The 14572-nt window shown below is 67.0% G+C and carries 16 protein-coding genes, 1 tRNA gene and 3 pseudogenes; 8 read left to right on the forward strand and 12 right to left on the reverse strand.

Features of this window, described 5'->3' with window-relative positions; all coding sequences use genetic code 11:
- Positions 1-132: pseudogene (locus tag A3A5_RS43480) on the reverse strand (IS5/IS1182 family transposase); the annotation flags it as partial.
- Positions 133-757: 625 nt separating this feature from the next.
- Between A3A5_RS43480 and A3A5_RS0120095 the strand changes: the two are divergent.
- Positions 758-1600 carry an SAM-dependent methyltransferase gene (locus A3A5_RS0120095; protein ID WP_018312320.1) on the forward strand — a complete coding sequence of 281 codons (843 nt, stop codon included), beginning with the start codon at positions 758-760 and terminating at the stop codon, positions 1598-1600.
- Here A3A5_RS0120095 and A3A5_RS0120100 read toward each other — a convergent pair whose 3' ends face one another.
- Positions 1601-2176, reverse strand: a complete 576-nt coding sequence (locus A3A5_RS0120100; protein ID WP_026200941.1) for a DUF1415 domain-containing protein — start codon at positions 2174-2176, stop codon at positions 1601-1603.
- An 89-nt stretch (positions 2177-2265) separates the two neighbouring features.
- On the opposite strand from A3A5_RS0120100, the gene A3A5_RS0120105 reads away from it, so the two are divergent.
- Positions 2266-3531: a TIGR03862 family flavoprotein gene (locus A3A5_RS0120105; protein ID WP_026200942.1), complete on the forward strand. Its 1266-nt coding sequence runs from the start codon at positions 2266-2268 to the stop codon at positions 3529-3531.
- On the opposite strand, the gene A3A5_RS0120110 is transcribed toward A3A5_RS0120105, so the two are convergent.
- Together A3A5_RS0120110 and A3A5_RS0120115 are read right to left on the reverse strand one after the other, a co-directional pair.
- Positions 3528-5153 carry an NAD(P)/FAD-dependent oxidoreductase gene (locus A3A5_RS0120110; RefSeq protein ID WP_018312323.1) on the reverse strand — a complete coding sequence of 542 codons (1626 nt, stop codon included), beginning with the start codon at positions 5151-5153 and terminating at the stop codon, positions 3528-3530. The two genes, A3A5_RS0120105 and A3A5_RS0120110, sit on opposite strands and share 4 nt — an antisense overlap.
- A gap of 67 nt (positions 5154-5220) precedes the next feature.
- Positions 5221-5592 (reverse strand): hypothetical protein, encoded by a 372-nt coding sequence (locus A3A5_RS0120115; RefSeq protein WP_018312324.1) that lies wholly within the window; start codon positions 5590-5592, stop codon positions 5221-5223.
- A gap of 175 nt (positions 5593-5767) precedes the next feature.
- Here A3A5_RS0120115 and A3A5_RS0120120 point away from each other — a divergent pair, with 175 nt between their 5' ends.
- Together A3A5_RS0120120 and A3A5_RS39050 are read left to right on the forward strand one after the other, a co-directional pair.
- Positions 5768-7204 (forward strand): PLP-dependent aminotransferase family protein, encoded by a 1437-nt coding sequence (locus tag A3A5_RS0120120; protein ID WP_018312325.1) that lies wholly within the window; start codon positions 5768-5770, stop codon positions 7202-7204.
- 36 nt (positions 7205-7240) lie between these two features.
- A pseudogene (locus tag A3A5_RS39050) lies at positions 7241-8254 on the forward strand (GGDEF domain-containing protein); the annotation flags it as partial.
- Between the two features lie 11 nt (positions 8255-8265).
- On the opposite strand, the gene A3A5_RS0120130 reads toward A3A5_RS39050, so the two are convergent.
- From A3A5_RS0120130 to A3A5_RS0120150, 5 genes and pseudogenes are all read right to left on the reverse strand, one after another.
- The gene (locus tag A3A5_RS0120130) at positions 8266-8520 is read right to left on the reverse strand and encodes a DUF333 domain-containing protein (RefSeq protein WP_018312328.1); all 255 of its coding nucleotides are present in this window, start codon (positions 8518-8520) and stop codon (positions 8266-8268) included.
- A 94-nt stretch (positions 8521-8614) separates the two neighbouring features.
- Positions 8615-9517, reverse strand: a complete 903-nt coding sequence (lpxO, locus tag A3A5_RS0120135) for a lipid A hydroxylase LpxO (protein ID WP_018312329.1) — start codon at positions 9515-9517, stop codon at positions 8615-8617.
- A 157-nt stretch (positions 9518-9674) separates the two neighbouring features.
- Complete coding sequence (locus A3A5_RS0120140) at positions 9675-9986, reverse strand: hypothetical protein (protein ID WP_018312330.1); 312 nt, start codon at positions 9984-9986, stop codon at positions 9675-9677.
- 32 nt (positions 9987-10018) lie between these two features.
- Positions 10019-10217, reverse strand: a pseudogene (locus A3A5_RS41955) (DUF2252 family protein); the annotation flags it as partial.
- A 218-nt stretch (positions 10218-10435) separates the two neighbouring features.
- Entirely contained in the window at positions 10436-10879 is a 444-nt protein-coding gene (locus A3A5_RS0120150) for a carboxymuconolactone decarboxylase family protein (RefSeq protein WP_018312332.1), read from the reverse strand.
- A 143-nt stretch (positions 10880-11022) separates the two neighbouring features.
- Between A3A5_RS0120150 and A3A5_RS0120155 the strand changes: the two genes are divergently transcribed.
- Both A3A5_RS0120155 and A3A5_RS0120160 read left to right on the forward strand, forming a co-directional pair.
- On the forward strand, positions 11023-12471 hold the full coding sequence (locus A3A5_RS0120155; RefSeq protein ID WP_018312333.1) for a PLP-dependent aminotransferase family protein: 1449 nt from the start codon (positions 11023-11025) through the stop codon (positions 12469-12471).
- Between the two features lie 153 nt (positions 12472-12624).
- Entirely contained in the window at positions 12625-12933 is a 309-nt protein-coding gene (locus A3A5_RS0120160) for a hypothetical protein (RefSeq protein ID WP_018312334.1), read from the forward strand.
- Positions 12934-12989: 56 nt separating this feature from the next.
- Here A3A5_RS0120160 and A3A5_RS0120165 read toward each other — a convergent pair whose 3' ends face one another.
- On the reverse strand, positions 12990-13199 hold the full coding sequence (locus tag A3A5_RS0120165) for a hypothetical protein (RefSeq protein WP_018312335.1): 210 nt from the start codon (positions 13197-13199) through the stop codon (positions 12990-12992).
- A gap of 176 nt (positions 13200-13375) precedes the next feature.
- On the opposite strand from A3A5_RS0120165, the gene A3A5_RS0120170 reads away from it, so the two are divergent.
- Entirely contained in the window at positions 13376-13657 is a 282-nt protein-coding gene (locus A3A5_RS0120170; RefSeq protein WP_018312336.1) for a hypothetical protein, read from the forward strand.
- Positions 13658-13801: 144 nt separating this feature from the next.
- Here A3A5_RS0120170 and A3A5_RS0120175 read toward each other — a convergent pair.
- Positions 13802-13877: transfer RNA gene (locus A3A5_RS0120175), tRNA-Met, on the reverse strand.
- Between the two features lie 17 nt (positions 13878-13894).
- On the opposite strand from A3A5_RS0120175, the gene A3A5_RS45425 reads away from it, so the two are divergent.
- Positions 13895-14029, forward strand: coding sequence for a hypothetical protein (locus A3A5_RS45425; RefSeq protein ID WP_255343527.1), 135 nt, complete (start codon positions 13895-13897; stop codon positions 14027-14029).
- A gap of 68 nt (positions 14030-14097) precedes the next feature.
- On the opposite strand, the gene A3A5_RS0120180 is transcribed toward A3A5_RS45425, so the two are convergent.
- Positions 14098-14358 (reverse strand): hypothetical protein, encoded by a 261-nt coding sequence (locus tag A3A5_RS0120180; RefSeq protein WP_018312337.1) that lies wholly within the window; start codon positions 14356-14358, stop codon positions 14098-14100.
- Positions 14359-14572: the final 214 nt, after the last annotated feature.

Raw genomic sequence — 14572 nt, forward strand, 5'->3', positions numbered from 1 at the left:
TGGCACGAGCAAGCTCTCTTCGACCCACATCGTCACGTCTCCTCGGGCTATCAGCCCCTTGTTGTACTGCGCCCAGTTCTTGACGCGGTAGACCCCCTTGGGCTCGGCTTGCTGTCGGTTGTCCTTGCGCATCGTCCCGGAAAAAGTCCAAGACACTACGCCGCTTCGTCAGAAGTTAACAGAGCCAGCGCTCCAGTCGTTGTGCGTAAACGTCAGCCCATCCGACCCCGGATTTATGCAACAACGCCACTCGCATTTCTCGGCGGGAAATGCGCTTCATTGCAGTAACGGGGCGCTGTTCCGGTGGCGCAACGCGCCGCCGGGCGTGCCGCGCCACGGGGTCGCCGTGTCCATTCCGGCACGGGTTAACCCATTCCTATCCGCCAAATCTGCGTGTTACCGGATTCATGACCCAAATCGTGTCAATTATGTTGTTTCCGGACCATTTGTCGATCTCCGAATTCCATCCTGGCCTGTGTGCAAGGCATGGCCAATCTTTTTGCTAAAGCCGGGCGACGGACCTGGTGAAATCCAATCATTCCCCGGCTCGCACCAATTCGTCAGTTTTAATATTTTTACCATTTATACCGCATCGATCCCCAAACAAGCCTGTTAGCGGTCCCATTGGCTACGCTGAGATGCCTCGCCAGCCGCGAGCCAGTGAGCCCCGCGTCACTCAGTGGGGTCTTCGGGACTTTTCGGTAAACTGTCGGTATTCCGGGACGCGCCGCGTCCCGCAGCCTGTGCAGTCCCCCTCATGTCAAATACCCACGAAATCCGCCCCGGCCAGTCCATCGAGCTGCTCAAGGAACTCCATATCCTGACGCGCGACGGCAAGATGAACCAGGACAGCCGGCGCAAGCTCAAGCAGGTCTACCACCTGTTCCAGTTCATCGAACCGCTGCTGCAGGAGGTCAAGGCCGAGCGCGGCCGCGTCACGCTGGTGGACCACGGCGCCGGCAAGTCGTACCTGGGCTTCATCCTGTACGACCTGTTCTTCAAGGCCCTGCAGGACGATTCGCACATCTTCGGCATCGAAACCCGTGAAGAACTGGTGAAGACTTCACAGGCACTGGCTGCGCGGCTGGGCTTTCCGGGGATGTCGTTCCTGAACCTGTCGGTGGCGGATTCGATCACCTCGCCGCAGTTGCCGCCCACTGTCGATGTCGTCACCGCGCTGCATGCATGCAATACCGCAACCGACGATGCGATCCGCTTTGCGCTGGCCAAGGAGGCCCGCCATATCGTGCTGGTGCCCTGCTGCCAGGCCGAGGTGGCCAGCGTGCTGCGCAGGCACAAGGGCAAGCTGCTGGCGGGCAATCCGCTGACGGAGATTTGGCGCCACCCGCTGCACACGCGCGAATTCGGCAGCCAGGTGACCAATGTGCTGCGCTGCCTGCAGCTGGAGGCGCATGGCTACCAGGTCAGCGTGACCGAGCTGGTGGGCTGGGAACACTCGATGAAGAACGAGCTGATCATCGCGCAGTACAAGGACCTGCCGCGCCGCCGCCCGGCCGAGCGGCTGGAAGAGGTGCTGGAAAGACTAGGGCTGGAAGAAATGCGCGAGCGCTTCTTCACCGCGCCGGTGTCGGCCGTGTAATCACGCGTTCCCGGGCTCGTCCTCGCCCGCCATCCAGCGCTGCCAGCCGTCGTGGCCCAGGCGGCGCATGGTGGCCTGGTTGCGCTCGTAGATGTCCGCCGCATCCGGGAACGCAGCCGCCGCGCGGGCGATGCTGTCTTCGCGCAGCAGATGCAGGATCGGATACGGCGCGCGGTTGGTGTAGTTCTCGATATCGTCTGGCCCGGTCCCGGCAAACTGGTACTGCGGATGAAAGCTGGCGATCTGCAGCGTGCCTTCCAGCCCGAGGCTGACGAGCAGGCGCTCGGCAAAATACAGCAGGTCGTTGAAGTCGAGGAAGTCCGCCGCCGCATCGGGCAGGATCAGCAGCGTGGTGTCGATCTGATCGGGGTCGGCGTCTGCCAGCAGGCGCAGTTCGCGCTCCAGGTCGTCGATCACGTCCGGCGCCTCGGTGACGGTGCTGACCACGTAGCGCACCTGCTCCTTCACGTACACGCTCTTGGCGAACGGGCACAGGTTGAGCCCGATCACGGCGCGCTCCAGCCAGTGGCGGGTGGCGGCGATAACGGTGTCTGCGGAGTGGGTGGCGGAGGTCATGATGGCAATGCGCGGCAAACCGTCATTCTAGCGCTGCCGCAGGCTCTATAATCCGCGGCGGAAACACCCCGCCCCTGCCGAGCCTCCTGATGCCCTCTTCCGCCACTTCCTCCCCTTCCCAAGCCAGCCTCGACGTGGCCGTCATCGGCGGCGGTCCGGCCGGGCTGATGGCGGCCGAAGTGCTGGCGGCGCAGGGGGCCAGCGTGGCCGTCTACGACGCCATGCCATCGGTCGGGCGCAAGTTCCTGATGGCCGGCAAGGGCGGCATGAACCTGACCCATGCCGAGCCGGAGCCGGCCTTCCTGGGCCGCTATGGCGCCCGCACCGCACAGATCGCGCCGATGCTGGCGGGCTTCGGCCCGCAGGCCCTGCGCGACTGGGTGCACGGGCTTGGCATCGAAACCTTCGTCGGCAGTTCCGGCCGCGTCTTCCCGACCGACATGAAGGCCGCGCCGATGCTGCGCGCGTGGCTGCACCGCCTGCGCGAATCCGGTGTGCAGTTCCATATGCGTCACCGCTGGCTGGGCTGGGACGAGGGCGCGCGGCATGCGCTGCGCTTCGCCACGCCGCAGGGTGAAACGGTCGTGCAGGCGCGCGCGGTAGTGCTGGCGCTGGGCGGTGCCAGCTGGGCAAGGCTGGGATCAGATGGTGCGTGGGTGCCGCGGCTGGCCGAGCGCGGCGTCGGGATTGCGCCGCTGCGGCCCGCCAACTGCGGTTTCGATGTGGCGTGGAGCGAAGCGTTTGCGGCGCGCTTTGCCGGCGAACCGGTCAAGCCAGTAGCCATCGCCCTGACCGGCCGCGACGGGCAGGCGCACTACCGCCAGGGCGAATTCGTCATCAGCGCGACCGGCATCGAAGGCAGCCTGGTCTATGCGCTGTCCGCGCCAATCCGCGACCGGATCGAGGCCGAGGGCGGCGCCACCATCCACCTGGACCTGTTGCCGGCGCACAGCGCCGAGCACGTCAGCACGCAGGTAAAGCATCCACGCGGCGCGCGTTCGCTGTCGAGCCACCTGCAAAGCCGGCTTGGCCTCACCGGCGTCAAGGCCGGCCTGCTGCGCGAATGCCTGTCGAAGGAAGCGATGCACGATGCCGACACGCTGGCGGCATCGGTCAAGGCACTGCCGCTGCGGCTGCTGCGCCCGCGGCCCATCGACGAAGTGATCAGCAGCGCCGGCGGCGTGCGCTTCGAGGCGATGGACGCGGGACTGATGCTGCGCGCGCTGCCGGGCGTGTTCTGCGCCGGCGAGATGCTGGACTGGGAGGCACCCACCGGCGGCTACCTGCTGACGGCGTGCTTTGCCAGCGGGCGCACCGCGGCGCTCGGCGCCGCGGCTTACCTGCAGCAGGCTTAGGCGGCCTTGCCGCCGACGATGCTGAGTGCCACGGCCTCGGCCACTTCGATGCCGTCGATCGCCGCGGAGTAGATGCCGCCGGCATAGCCCGCGCCTTCGCCTGCCGGGTACAGGCCCTTCACATTGATGCTCTGGTAGTCATCGTTGTTGCGGCGGATGCGCAGCGGCGACGAGGTGCGCGTTTCCACCCCGGTCAGCACGGCATCATGCAGGGCAAAGCCAGGCAGCTTCTTGTCGATCTCGGGAATGCCTTCGCGGATCGCCTCGATCACGTAGTCGGGCAGCGACGTGCTCAGGTCAGTCGGCGTCACGCCGGGCTTGTACGAGGGCTCGACCGAGCCCAGCGCGGTCGAGGCCCGGCCCGCAATGAAATCACCCACCAGCTGGCCCGGCGCGCAGTAGTTGCTGCCGCCCAGCTCGAACGCGCGCGCTTCCCATTTGCGCTGGAACTCGATGCCCGCCAGCGGGCCGCCGGGGTAGTCCTCGGGCGTGATGCCGACCACGATGCCGGCATTGGCGTTGCGCTCGGCGCGCTTGTACTGGCTCATGCCGTTGGTGACCACGCGGCCCGGCTCTGACGCTGCCGCCACCACCGTGCCGCCCGGGCACATGCAGAAGCTGTACACCGAACGCCCGTTGCTGCAGTGATGCACGACCTTGTAGTCGGCCGCGCCCAGCAGCTTGTTGCCGGCGAACTTGCCGAAGCGGCTGCGGTTGATCAGCCCTTGCGGATGCTCGATGCGGAAGCCCAGCGAGAACGGCTTGGCCTCCATGAACACGCCGCGCTCATGCAGCATCTCGAAAGTGTCGCGCGCGCTGTGGCCCACCGCCATGATGACGTGGTCGGCTTCCAGGTATTCGCCGGTGGACAGCTTCAGGCCGCGCACTTGGCCGCCGTCGATGTCGATATCGTCCACGCGCGTCTCGAAGCGGATCTCGCCACCCAGCCCGGTGATCTCGGCGCGCATCTTCTCGACCATGCTCACCAGCCGGAAGGTGCCGATATGCGGGCGCGCCTTGTACAGGATGTCCTCCGGCGCGCCGGCGCGCACGAACTCGTCGAGCACCTTGCGGCCATAGTGCTTCGGGTCCTTGATCTGGCTGTACAGCTTGCCGTCCGAGAACGTGCCCGCGCCGCCTTCGCCGAACTGCACATTCGACTCCGGGTTGAGCACGCTCTTGCGCCACAGGCCGAAGGTGTCCCTGGTGCGCTCGCGCACTGCCTTGCCGCGCTCCAGGATGATGGGGCGGAAGCCCGACTGCGCCAGGATCAGCCCGGCCAGCAGGCCGCACGGGCCCATACCGATCACCACCGGGCGCGGATGCGTGCTGCCCGCCTGCGCGCGCGCGACGAAGTGGTACGCCATGTCGGGCGTCACGCTCCAGTGCGGCTTGCCGGCCATGCGCTGGATGGCGGCGGCCTCGTCCCGCACCTCGATATCGATGATGTAGGTGAGCTTGATATCCGAGCGCTTGCGCGCATCGTGGGCACGGCGGAACACGGTATAGCCGGTCAGGCCGTCTCCCTTGACACCGATCTGCGCGGCGCCGGCGCGCACGGCGGCGTCCAGGTCGCTTTCGGTATGGTCGAGCGGGAGTTTGACTTCACTTAGACGTAGCATGGGGAACCCGAGAACAGCGGCCGGGGGGTTGGGCACACCAATGTGCCAGGCCGGCCGGAGCGCAATTTTATAGTCTTTCGGGCGCGGAGTCGGGAATCTGGCGGGATACGGGCTGGCGGGCCGGGCCGGGGCGGCGCCAGGACAACGCCAGCCAGGCTTGCAGCCGGGGCAGCCACCCCGGCGGGGCTGTGACCGAGAGTGCGCCGGCACGGCTTGCCGACACCGCCAGCCAGCCGCGCGCGGGCACCCTCCACGTGTCGCCCGCGCGCAGGCGCCGCCGCGGCAGGTAGCAGGTATCGGCCAGCCATTGCGGCGGCCCGGCTACCTCCAGTTCTCCCACGCCCGCATGCAGCACGGTGCCTGCCGCCACGCGCAGGCGCAGGCACTGGCCGGCCGAAAGCGGCACTACGGTTGATGTGTCGTTGAGATCGCTTTGCATGGCAGGACTCCGGTAACAGGCATAGGACTCCAGCCTATCGACCGGCCAGCGCATGCGGCAGGCACACCGGTGCACCGCCAGGACCGGAACAGCACCCAGGATTTTGGGCTGTTACGATACAGGCGCCCCGCTTCTGTATCTGTACCGATGCGGCCGTCCACGCCACGATCCCCCCATGGACACCACCCCGCTCTACCGCCAGCTTGCCGGCCACTACCGCCGCGCCATTGAATCCGGCACGCTCGCCGCCGGCGACCGCATGCCGTCGGTGCGCGCGCTGATGGCGTTGCACAGCGTGAGCCTGTCCACCGCGCTGCAGGCATGCCGGCAATTGGAAAGCGACGGCCTGCTGGAAGCGCGCCCACGCTCGGGCTATTTCGTTGCCCCGCCGCTGCGCGGGCCGCTGGCCGAACTGTCAGAGCCCGCCGCCGCGCTGCCGGACCCGGCCCAGTACGTCGGCATCCACCAGCGCATTTCAGGCTTGCTGGCACGCAGCCAGCATGAGCACGTGCATACCGATCTGGGCGGCGCCTACTGCGCGCCGTCGCTCTACCCGACCGAGGCTCTGCGCAGTGCCGCGGCGCGTGCGCTGCGCCGGCATCCGCAGCTGTTCGGCGAAGCAGTCGAGTCCGATGGCTACCAGCCGCTGCGCGCCGCGATTGCGCGCCAGGCGCTGCGCAACCGCGTGCAACTGGCACCGGAAGAGATCGTCATCACACACGGCTGCACCGAGGCGCTCAACCTCGCGCTGCGCGCGGTGGCAGGCCCGGGCGACGTGATTGCGGTGGAATCCCCGACCTACTACGGCCTGCTGCAGATCCTGGAAAGCCTGGGCATGCGCGCGCTGGAAATCCCGTGCAGCCCCCAGACCGGCATCTCGCTGGAGGCGCTGGAGCTGGCCGCGCAGCACTACCACAACATCCGTGCGGTGGCGGTGGTGCCCAACCTGCAGAACCCGCTCGGCTGCATCATGCCGGACGCGCACAAGGCGCGGCTGGTGCAGTGGTGCGAAGCGCGCGGCATCGCGCTGATCGAGGACGACTGTTTTTCGGCCACCGCCGACAGCGATGCGCCCCCGGCCGCGGCCAAGGCCTGGGATGGCAGCGGCAACGTGATCCACTGCGCCTCGCTGCACAAGGTGCTGGCGCCCGGCATGCGCCTGGGCTGGATCGCCGCCGGCAAATGGCAGGCGCGGGTGGAGATGCTCAAGTTCGGCCTGTCGCGGCCCAACGAGATGCTGTCGCAGATGGCGGCCGCTGACTTCCTTGCTTCCGGCGCGCACGACCGCCACCTGCGCCGGCTGCGCACCCGGCTGCGCGCGCAGCGCGAATGGTTCGCGCAGGCCATCGGCGCCAGCTTTCCCGCCGGCACGCGGCTGGGCTCGCCGCGCGGCGGCATGCACCTGTGGCTGGAGCTGCCCGCCCAGGTGTCGTCCGAAGCGGTATTCGACCAGGCGCTGCAGGCAGGCATCCGCGTGATGCCCGGCGTGATGTTCTCCAACGCCGGCCGCTTCGACCACTCCCTGCGCATCAACTGCGGCACGCCGCGCTCAGCGCAGATCGAGCGGGCGCTGGGCACGCTGGCCGCCATCGTGCAGCGGCTGGCAGGCTAGTGTCCTGTTTGCAATATCCCCCCTTTTTGCCCGCCCCTCAAGGACATCACCGCGCGCATGCGCACCGAGCACGAGCTGCGCCGCAGCGAGCAGTATGCGCTGGGACTGTTCGAGCATTCGCCGGTGTCGCTGTGGGTGGAGGACTTCAGCGCGGTCAAGGTGCTGCTCGATGAGGTCCGCGGCGCCGGCATTACCGACTTCCGCACCTTCCTCAACGTGCATCCGGACTTTGTCTTGCGCTGCATGCAGGAAATCCGCGTGCTCGACGTCAACCAGCAGACGCTGCAGATGTTCGGCGCGGACAGCAAGGAAGTCCTGCTGTCGCGGCTGGGCGATGTGTTCTGCGACGACATGCGCATCCACTTTGCCGAGCAGCTGATCGACCTCTGGCACGAGAAGCTGTAGCAGCAGCGCGAAGTCATCAACTACGCGCTGGATGGCCGCGCCGTGGACGTCTTCATGCAGTGGTCGGTGTTCCCCGGGCGGGAAACGGACTGGGACCAGGTGCTGGTGTCGCTGACCGATATCACGGCGCGCAAGAAGGCCGAGGCCTATGTCGAGTTCCTGGGCAAGCACGACGTGCTGACCAAGCTCTACAACCGTGCCTACTATGAGGACGAGCTGGCGCGGCTGGGCCGCAAGGGCCCGTGGCCGGTCAGCGTGGTGGCGGTAGACCTGAACGGCCTCAAGGTGGTCAACGACCAGTTCGGCCATGCCGACGGCGACGGGCTGCTGCGCCGCACCGGCGAGGTGTTGAAGAAGGCGGTGGGCGAGCAGGCCTGCGTGGCGCGCATCGGCGGCGACGAGTTCATGATCCTGCTGCCCGGGCGCGACGAGCGCGGTGCCGCCACGGTGGTCGAGCAGATCGGCAAGGTGGTGGGGCTGAACAACCAGTTCTACCCGGGCGCACGCCTGAGCCTTTCCATCGGCCACGCTACCTGCCTGCAAGGCGACCGGCTGAACGAGATCGTCAAGCTGGCCGACAGCCGCATGTACCAGGCCAAGCGCGACTACTACACCACGCTGGCCAACGAACGCCGCCGCGACTGAAGCTTAGCGGCTCAGCCCGGCGTGCATTCGCCGCGCATCAGTGCCCACTCCTCGCATTGCTTGCCGGACGGGAAGGTGCAGATGCCGGACTGGCCGGCGGGTGTCGACACGATCTGCAGCTTGCCGCCGCGCTGCGTGCAGTTGACGGAGGCGGGGTTCGGCTTGCCGACAGCAGCGGCGCTGCTGGCGGCACGTTCTGCAGGTGTCGTGGTGCATGCAGCGGCGCCAAGGGCGGCAGCCAGCCACAGTGCGGAGCGGACGCGCATCGGAATCTCCGGAACGGGGTCGCAAAGCGGGATGTGAACGGCGTTCGCTGCCCGCCCAAGGCAAAGAGCCGGCTTGCGCCGGCTCTCTTGCTTCTTACAGGAAGACGATCAGCCCCACGCCCAGCACGATCAGGCCAAACTTGGTGACGTAGTAAAGCTGGCGGTTCCAGGCCTTGAAGCGGCGGCGATACTGGCCGCCCAGCCAGACAAAACGGAACAGCCGGTTGATCATGCCGGTCTGGTCGTGCTCGTCATTGGGCGAGCTGGCCGCGGTCATGACCTTGCGGCCCATCCAGTGGTTGAACTTCGTAGCCCAGCCGTAGCGCATCGGACGCTCGATATCGCAGAACAGGATCAGCCGGTTGGCATCGCTGCGGTTCTCGGCCCAGTGCAGGTAAGTTTCGTCGAAGACCACGCCCTCACCGTCGCGCCAGCTGTGGCGCTCGCCGTCGACCTCGATAAAGCAGCGGTCGTCGTTCGGCGTGGCCAGGCCCAGGTGGTAGCGCAGCGAGCCGGCAAACGGGTCGCGGTGCGGGTTGAGCTTGCCGCCCGGCGGCAGCTCGGCGAACATCGCCGCTTTCACCGTGGGCAGCTCGCGCAGCAGCGCCACGGTCTTGGGGCAGAGTTGCTCGGCCGACGGGTGCTGGGCCTCGTACCACTTCAGGTAGAAGCGCTTCCAGCCGTACTTGAAGAAGGAATTGAAGCCGGCGTCGTCGTTCTTGTCCGCGGCCTTGATCTTGCGCATCGCGGCCAGTGCCAGCCCTTCGTCGCGGATCTCAGGCCAGGCGGCGCGCAGCTTTTCCAGGTCGGGGAAGTTGTCGACCGGGATATACGGCGTGCGAGGCACGCCCGAGAATGCATACATGAAGCAGTTGATCGGGGCCACCAGGGCCGAATGGTCCAGCAGCTGGCGCCAGATGCGCAGGCGCACCTTGCCGCGGAAGTGCACATACAGGACGGCACCGAGGTAGCCCGCGACGATTATCCACTTGATCACCGAAATCCTCCTGGTCAGCCGCCTCCGCCGCGTGTCAGTCACAGCGCGGACCGGCTGGGTGAAAACGCGTATTTTAGCGAAACGGCGGAGCCGCCGCAGCTTGAGACGATTGCGGCACATCGCCCGAGGTGCGGGCCGGGCAGTCAGGCTGGCGCGTTCAGGCTCCGCCGCGCGACCGCCGCGCGACGCGCTCGATCAGTGCCTGGGCGTCGTCAGGCAGGCCCTGCAGCGTCAGCAGGCGCGCGTTGAGCACCAGATTTTCCAGCACCAGCTTGGCGGTCGAGGCCCACATCGTGGCCAGCAGTGCTTCCACCGGCAGGCCGGACGCCTCCATCTCGCTGGAGCGCTCGGCGATCAGCCGGCACGCCAGCCGGCGCAGCGCGGCGTCGTCGAACGGCAGGTCGGCGTAGTCGATGGGGTCTTCCTTCTCGACTTCCGTCATCAGTTGCAGCAGGGTGTCTTCTGTCATGGGCAGACTCCTGGCCAGGCAAGACGCGTGGGCTACACGCGGAAATCAGCAGCCATGTCGGCATCGGTGCGCGCCTCCAGGCTCCCCGAAGGGCACGCGGCGACAAACTGATCGAAGTCGCGCTCGACCTGGTCTGCATAGCCATTGGCATAGCCTACCATCACGTCGGCCATGCGGTCGCTGCGGCCCAGGTAGCCCGACCTCGGCGGCCAGGCCGCTAGCCTTGGCGTGCGGCCCTGTCGCGCTCGCGCCGGGCCTCGACGGTACCCTCGGTCCCGGCTTCCCGGCCCTCCTGACGTATCGCCACCGTGCCCCCGATGCCGGGCGCCGCCGACGGTTTGCCATTTGTGCAGCATCTGCAACAGAAGCTAAAGCACTGCGCCGCGGCTTGTCAATCGGCAGGCCGCGGCTGGGGTCAGGCTGGGGATCACGCGAATGTGCGCCGTGGCTCAGAGCGCCGGCGGCTGGCGACGGAAACCGACGCCAAAGCGGTTCCATGCATTGATGGCCGAGATCAGCAGCGTCAGGTCGGCCATTTCCTTTTCCGAGAATTGCTCGCGCAAGGCCTGGTAGTCCGCATCCGGCGCCTGGCTTTGCGGCAGCAGCGTCAGCGCCTCGGTCCACGCCAGCGCGGCGCGCTCGCGCGGGGTGAACCAGCTCACTTCCCGCCAGGCCGGCAGCAGGTTCAGACGGCGCTCGCTTTCGCCATGCTTGCGCGCATCGGTGATGTGCATGTCCAGGCAAAACGCGCAGCCGTTGATCTGCGAGGCGCGGATCTTCACCAGTTCCTTCAGCGTGGTCTCCAGCGAGCAGCGCGCCAGGTAGACCTCCAGGCCAATCATTGCCTTGTATGCGTCAGGGGCCACGTCTTGCCAGTTCATCCGTTCTTCCATGGTCGATCTCCGATTTGACAGGTTGGATTCGGCGGGCACTGGTGTCGCGAACCTTGGGATGAAAGATAGACGCATCGATTGGCCCCGTACACTGCCAATTTCCGGCAGAATCAGTAGACCAATCCCGATCGACGCGTACCATCATGGAACTGCATCTCGCCCTGGACCAAGCCAGCGACCTGACCGCGCAGATCGTCCACCAGATCCGCGACGCGATCCAGGGCGGCCGGCTTGAGGCCGGCGCACGCATGCCGCCTACGCGCCTGCTTGGCACGCAGCTGGGCGTGGCGCGCAAGACGGTGACCACGGCGTATGAACGGCTGGTGGCCGAAGGCTGGCTGCACGCGCGCGTCGGCGACGGCACCTATGTGGCCGAGGGGCTGGCCCGCCCGGCCATGCGCATGGCGGCGGCGCCGGTGCTGCCGCCCGCCGTGCAGCGCTGGATGGAGGTGCCGACGCCCTTCCTGGAGTCCGCCGGCGGCGCGCGCTATGCGTTCCAGCCGGGGCAGGCCGATACCACGCGCTTTCCGCATGAAGCCTGGTCGCGCTGCGTGCGCGCGGCGTTGGCCGCCGAGCGCCAGCGCCCGCCCGGCGCCGCCGATCCGGCCGGTGACATAGCGCTGCGCCAGGCCATTGCCCGCCATATCGCATTCACGCGCGGCGTGCAGAGCATGCCGACTGACATCCTGGTCACGGGCGGCGCGCAACAGGGCATCGACCTGCTGGCCCGGCTGGTGCTCGGGCCCGGCGCCGTGGTGGCGATGGAGGATCCCGGCTACCCGATGGCGCGTTCGTTGTTCCAGGGACTGGGCGCACGGGTGGTGCCAGTGCCGGTCGATGGCGAAGGGCTGGTGGTGGAGGCGCTGCCGAACGATGCCACGCTGGTCTATGTCACCCCCTCGCACCAGTCGCCGCTGGGCGTGCCGATGAGCCTGGCGCGGCGCCAGGCGCTGCTGGACTGGGCGGCACGCCGCCACGCGGTGATCCTGGAAGACGATTACGACAGCGAATTCCGCTACGGCGGCCAGGCGCTGGACGCTCTGCAGACGCTGGACCGGCACGGCCGCGTGGTCTACCTCGGCACATTCTCGAAGACGCTGGTGGCGAACCTGCGCGGCGGCTACCTGGTGGTGCCGCCCTGGCTGATGCCGGCCGCGCGCAAGGCCAAGCACCTGATGGACTGGCACACGCCGACGCTGATCCAGCAGGCGCTGGCGCGCTTCCTGTCCGAGGGGCACCTGTTGCGCCATATCCGGCGCTCGCACGCGCGCCACGCCCAGCGCCGCGCCCGGCTGCTGGCGCGGCTGCAGGGCGACCTGTCGCCGTGGCTGGAGCCGCTGCCGGCAATGGCGGGCTTCCACCTGGCGGCACGGCTGCGCGTGCCGGTGGCCTCCGAGGCGCTGGTCTCGATGGCGCGTCTGGCCGACCTGGCACTTGCCACACTCGATCCCTGCTATGCCACGCCCCCTGCTACCTGCGCGGGGCTGCTGCTGGGTTTCGGCGCCATCGACCTGCTGGATATCGATCCTGCCCTGGACCGGCTGGCAATGGTACTCTCTGCCCTGGTCCCGGAGCCGGCGCGCGTTGCGTGACGTTGCCGCCATGCCGGCCGGCCTTGCATCTCTCAGGGTACACACCGAATGCCTGGGAGCGATCGTGCAGTCATACTGGCGTCCGAAAATTCCCGTTGAACAAAGCGGACGGGAACCAGTCTCATTGGCACTTCCACAGAACCAGAGTCGTTCATGACCAAGCGTTTGTTGTCCGCCATGCGTCAGTACGCATGGTTTGCCGGGGTGAAGCACCATGTCGTGCAGGGCGTCGAAGCCCTGGCGGAACTGCTCAAGTCCCCTTCCGCCGCGGCGCGCGCCGTCGCGGCCATCGTTGCCGAAACCGAGCAAGGCGTACAGGTCTGGGTCTCGTACTTCGGCAAGCCGCTGGATCCGCACACCAACTACGTGCTGTGGCCCAACCGTGCGCTGCGCCCGGCGCGGCGGCGCATCCAGCCCTCTCCGATCGAACTGTTGCAGATGCAGCGACGGCGCGACGAATAGTCGCGCCTGCCCGCTGGTGAGGTGATGCAGCGCCCTTGAGAGGGCGCCGCTGGCGTTCAGGCGTCCGCCCAGCGGCGCAGCAGGTTGTGATAGGCCCCGGTCAAGCCGATCACCGAGTCATGCGCCTGGCCGAGCTCCTGCGCCACTTGGCGGATACGTGCGTCCAGCTCGAACAGCAGCGCGCGCTGGCCATCGTCGCGCACCATGACACCCGCGCCCCGCGCGTCGATGGCTTGCGGGACTTGCGCCACCTGGGCCTTGGACAAATACGTCGGGAATCTGCAGCATCATGATGGCAGTAATGTCGGGATAAATCGGGCAGGTGCACATTGTATGGGAATCGCGGCAAGGACCCGAACAAGAATCATTACTGTTTGATGCTGTGCAGGCGGCGGCTTCACTACAATGGGTCTTGTATCCCCGTCGCTGACAAGGAGCCGACATGTCCGAACCGCTACACGATGAAGCGCTGGTCAATCTCTACCTGGAACGCATCTCGGCTCTCTCGGTGAGCGCCTTCGATGGTGCCGATGTCAGCGGCGAGCTCGATGCGGTGATGCGCGAAGCGGTAACCAAGTGCCAGGCCGCGGGCGGGCCGCAGGCGCAAGGAACACTGACGGTGCTGGCCACGCGGCTGCGCGGGCATGCCGATGCCGCGGAGCGTGAAGGCCAGCCGCTGGTGCGCGATACGTTCAGGCGTGCGGCGGAGCTGGTGCGCACATAGCGCGCAGGCGCACGAACGCCGCAAGGCCATGCCTTTGGGTTGCGCGGAAACACATCGGAGCAGTGAGTGAGTCGGGCCGGACGGCCTTGAGAACAACGCCTTGAAGGACTGCGGCGCATGCCGCTGGATACTGATATAAGGCGTTGGTTGCGGGGGCAGGACTTGAACCTGCGACCTTCGGGTTATGAGCCCGACGAGCTGCCAACTGCTCCACCCCGCGTCTGAAGGAGACGGATTATGGGCGATTCACCCGCGCATGGCAAGCGCTATCTTGCCGTGCGGATGAAATCGTTCGTTCGTGCCTCGCGCCGTCATGCAATGCGCCCTGGCTTTGCCTTCCAGCGTAGGAGCGCCGACCCGGATCAAAAATGATCCGCGTCAATGGCAATAGATCACGACATGATATAAGCCGTTGCGCCAACCACAATGACGCGCAACCCCTATTGGGCGGGCCCCAGCAGTCGGTCCACCAGGGCATAGCCCGCGCCGAAGGCAGCCACCTCTGCCGCATGGCGCGTGGCGAACTGCTGCGGGCCGCTGGCAAGCAACTCGGTATCGCCCGCGTCGGCCGGGTCGGCGCCTTCCTGCGATACGCGGACTTCATAGCCCCAACGGCCGATGCTGTCCTGCCCTTGCGGCGATACCAGGACATAGACATCCATGCCGCGGTACTCTTCAACGCGCCACTCTGCGTTTTCCATGCGCTCAGCTCCCAGGGTCGAGGTTGTGCCTGATTCGAGACTAGGAGGCCGCACGCGCGACCGCAAGGCGTGACGCAGCCATCGCAGGCGATGCGCCGGTGCAGGTGGAAAGCGGGAACGGTAGCCGCAGCGCGCAGGTCGAACGGCACGACGGCGAGAGGACGGAAACGAAAAAGGGCTTCCGTTTCCGGAAGCCCTCTTCTTTCTGCATAGG

The organism is Cupriavidus sp. UYPR2.512 (genome assembly GCF_000379565.1).
GTDB lineage: Bacteria > Pseudomonadota > Gammaproteobacteria > Burkholderiales > Burkholderiaceae > Cupriavidus.

What these genes read in the sequence shown, in the direction of transcription:
- A3A5_RS0120120 (WP_018312325.1), top strand. Translation starts at nt 5,768, where the DNA reads ATGGACACCACCCCGCTCTACCGCCAGCTTGCCGGCCACTACCGCCGC.
- A3A5_RS0120100 (WP_026200941.1), bottom strand. Translation starts at nt 2,176, where the DNA reads ATGACCTCCGCCACCCACTCCGCAGACACCGTTATCGCCGCCACCCGC.
- A3A5_RS0120170 (WP_018312336.1), top strand. Translation starts at nt 13,376, where the DNA reads ATGTCCGAACCGCTACACGATGAAGCGCTGGTCAATCTCTACCTGGAA.
- A3A5_RS0120110 (WP_018312323.1), bottom strand. Translation starts at nt 5,153, where the DNA reads ATGCTACGTCTAAGTGAAGTCAAACTCCCGCTCGACCATACCGAAAGC.
- A3A5_RS45425 (WP_255343527.1), top strand. Translation starts at nt 13,895, where the DNA reads ATGGGCGATTCACCCGCGCATGGCAAGCGCTATCTTGCCGTGCGGATG.
- A3A5_RS0120180 (WP_018312337.1), bottom strand. Translation starts at nt 14,358, where the DNA reads ATGGAAAACGCAGAGTGGCGCGTTGAAGAGTACCGCGGCATGGATGTC.
- A3A5_RS0120150 (WP_018312332.1), bottom strand. Translation starts at nt 10,879, where the DNA reads ATGGAAGAACGGATGAACTGGCAAGACGTGGCCCCTGACGCATACAAG.
- A3A5_RS0120095 (WP_018312320.1), top strand. Translation starts at nt 758, where the DNA reads ATGTCAAATACCCACGAAATCCGCCCCGGCCAGTCCATCGAGCTGCTC.
- A3A5_RS0120115 (WP_018312324.1), bottom strand. Translation starts at nt 5,592, where the DNA reads ATGCAAAGCGATCTCAACGACACATCAACCGTAGTGCCGCTTTCGGCC.
- A3A5_RS0120140 (WP_018312330.1), bottom strand. Translation starts at nt 9,986, where the DNA reads ATGACAGAAGACACCCTGCTGCAACTGATGACGGAAGTCGAGAAGGAA.
- A3A5_RS0120160 (WP_018312334.1), top strand. Translation starts at nt 12,625, where the DNA reads ATGACCAAGCGTTTGTTGTCCGCCATGCGTCAGTACGCATGGTTTGCC.
- A3A5_RS0120155 (WP_018312333.1), top strand. Translation starts at nt 11,023, where the DNA reads ATGGAACTGCATCTCGCCCTGGACCAAGCCAGCGACCTGACCGCGCAG.
- A3A5_RS0120105 (WP_026200942.1), top strand. Translation starts at nt 2,266, where the DNA reads ATGCCCTCTTCCGCCACTTCCTCCCCTTCCCAAGCCAGCCTCGACGTG.
- A3A5_RS0120130 (WP_018312328.1), bottom strand. Translation starts at nt 8,520, where the DNA reads ATGCGCGTCCGCTCCGCACTGTGGCTGGCTGCCGCCCTTGGCGCCGCT.